Source organism: Paenibacillus sp. P4_A7 (assembly GCF_056402455.1).
On the sequence record NZ_JBFUHJ010000606.1, the window covers coordinates 1 to 2,770 of the forward strand.

At 44.8% G+C, this 2,770-nt stretch carries 4 protein-coding genes; all 4 read right to left on the reverse strand.

All coding sequences use genetic code 11. The features are described from left to right. Positions 1–57: 57 nt before the first annotated feature. Positions 58–1,227 (reverse strand): chorismate synthase, encoded by a 1,170-nt coding sequence (aroC, locus tag AC1DWN_RS31750; RefSeq protein WP_477562840.1) that lies wholly within the window; start codon positions 1,225–1,227, stop codon positions 58–60. 198 nt (positions 1,228–1,425) lie between these two features. Further along, a complete protein-coding gene (locus AC1DWN_RS31755; RefSeq protein ID WP_477562841.1) occupies positions 1,426–1,593 on the reverse strand; it encodes a hypothetical protein in 168 nt (55 codons plus the stop codon). A 72-nt stretch (positions 1,594–1,665) separates the two neighbouring features. Further along, a complete protein-coding gene (locus AC1DWN_RS31760; protein ID WP_477562843.1) occupies positions 1,666–2,445 on the reverse strand; it encodes a CheR family methyltransferase in 780 nt (259 codons plus the stop codon). A gap of 31 nt (positions 2,446–2,476) precedes the next feature. Further along, positions 2,477–2,770 (reverse strand): nucleoside-diphosphate kinase (locus AC1DWN_RS31765; protein WP_477562842.1); only part of this gene is annotated, 294 nt, incomplete at its 5' end.

Genomic DNA, 2,770 nt, shown 5'->3' on the forward strand with positions numbered 1-2,770 from the left:
CCCCAATATAGATGGGATAAGAGCGGTCACCTAGATCAACTATTAATTCACGCATCCTTAGTACCGCCCTAATTGTTCTAAGTAACTATTAAGGTTAGCACGAATTTCTTCGATGGAATCTCCGCCGAATTTCTCAAGGAATGCCTTCGCTACTTCCCATGCGACAACATGCTCCATCACAACACTTGCAGCAGGTACTGCACAGCTGTCTGAACGCTCAACTTGAGCGGTGAATGGCTCTTTTGTATCAATATCGACGCTGCGAAGCGGCTTGTACAGTGTAGGAATTGGCTTCATTACACCACGCACAACAATTTGTTCTCCGTTAGTCATGCCGCCMTCGAAGCCGCCAAGACGATTGCTAGCGCGATGATAGCCGCGCTCTGCATCATACATGATCTCATCATGTACTTGTGATCCGCGCAGTTTAGCTGCTTCAAAACCGATGCCGATTTCACAGCCTTTGAACGCATTAATCGATACAACAGCTTGTGCGATTCGTCCATCAAGCTTACGATCCCACTGCACGTGGCTGCCCAGACCAATTGGCACGCCTTCGATGATACATTCCACCACACCGCCGATCGAGTCGCCTTCCGCTTTAATCTGATCGATATATTCCGTCATCTTTTGTTCTGTATCCTTGTCGACAACACGAACGGAAGATTCTTCTGTCAAACGAATCAATTCATCAACAGAAAGCTGGTTCGCTGGTGCTTCGATCTCACCAATGCGAATAACTTGTCCTGCCACTTTAATGCCGAATTCAGCAAGAAATTGACGAGCTACCGCCCCTACAGCAACTCGAGCAGCCGTTTCACGCGCACTTGAGCGCTCCAGCACATTACGCAAATCCTTCAAATCGTATTTCAAACCGCCATTAAGATCAGCATGACCAGGACGCGGACGGTGAACACGACGCTTCTCTTCGTCACTGCCTTCAATCGGTTCAATATTCATAACAGAGGTCCAATGTTTCCAGTCATTATTTGCAACGATAAGCGCTACAGGAGCACCTGTCGTTCTGCCATGACGAACGCCTCCGACAATGTTTGCTGTATCTTTCTCAATTTGCATACGACGGCCGCGGCCATGCCCTTTCTGGCGTCTATGCAGCTGAAAATTCAATTCCTCGAAATCAATTGTTAAATTACTTGGCAATCCTTCAATAATAGCAGTCAATTGGGGACCGTGGGTCTCTCCCGCTGTCAAATACCTTAAACTCAACCAAAGCTCCTCCTTCAAAGCAAGCCTATACGCGCCTGCTGTGCTTTACTGCACTAAACATCTTTGCTCATTATAGTACAGCGCCTGCAGTTTGACAAGAATTCAAGCCACTAGTTGCCGCCTTCTATCCAATAAAAAGAGGCTGATTGAATGCCTTCTAAGAAGACAAACAAGTCAGCCTCGTACGTATACACAAGTCTAGCTGTTAACGGAGTGTTTCTCATGCAGTGCCGTTCCATCGTTAATTAACAGCGGATCATCAACAAGTCTTGTCATTTGACCGCTGTCGACGCCGATAATTTGCGCACATTCTTGAATCGAAATGAATCCGCGCCTGTAGGCGGCTATTACTTTGCGTTTATCCATCTTAAGCTCATCCTCCAAGTCCATTCGGTTATGACTAGTATAGGAGAAGATGGAAATCGATATACATGGTAATTATACTTTCCTGTAAAAGAACGTATCTGCCGTCTCAAAACCATAAACAGCTGGCGAGAATATTTGTTCCGTACTGCCAACAAACAGCAATCCGCCTGGTTTGAGCGCACTCGAAAATTTGTGATACAACAAATGCTTCGCTTCTTCTGTAAAATAAATCATAACATTGCGGCAAACGATTAAATCAAAGGAAGAATCAAAGGAATCATGAAGTAAATTTTGCTGCTTGAATTGAATGAATTGTTTTAAATGATCCGATATATGATAAGCCCCATCAGTTTCTTTAAAATATTTTGTCCGGCAGTCTGTTGGCACATCGCGTAATGAGCGTTCTAAATAACTGCCTTCCATTGCTTTCTGTAATACATTCGTATCCAAATCCGTTGCAAGCAGCGTTGTTCGCTGCTGTGCTCCTAGCTCGGCTAAAATCATCGCAAGCGTATACGGCTCTTCTCCTGTAGAGCAAGCCGCGCTCCAAACCTTAAGCTGAGAGCCGGACCTTAGCATTTCAGGGAAAAAGCGATTTTGCAGAACCTCCCACCTGGATGGGTTCCTCCAAAATTCGGAGACATTAATCGTCATGCGGTCCAGAAACTCATTCAACAAGCTTCGGTTCTGCTCCATCGCCTTCCAGTACTCATCAAAGGTTTGATACCCATGCTTCATTCGTAGTGTTGTAAGTCTACGCTTCATTTGAGCTTCTTTGTACTGTGACAAATCGATGTCGGTCTTTTGCTTTATTCGAGCGATAAACTGTGCAAAATCACGATCCTCCAACATTAAGTCTCCCATCATTAACGGCCTTTTAACGTTAAATCCACCGTTGTATTGTGTGTTCATAGTTGAGAAGCTCATTTGGCGAGAAGAAATTGCTAAGTTCTCTTTCCGCGTTCTCTGCAGAATCAGAGCCGTGGATCAAATTAAAATTAGTATGTACCGCAAAATCAGAACGAATTGTGCCTGGAAGAGCGTCAATAGCGTCCGTTTTTCCAATAAGTGCACGTGTCAAAGCAATTACATTGTCACCTTGCCAAACCATTGCAAACACCGGACCGGATGAAATAAAATCAAGCAGCGGCTCATAAAAAACTTTCCCTTTATGCTC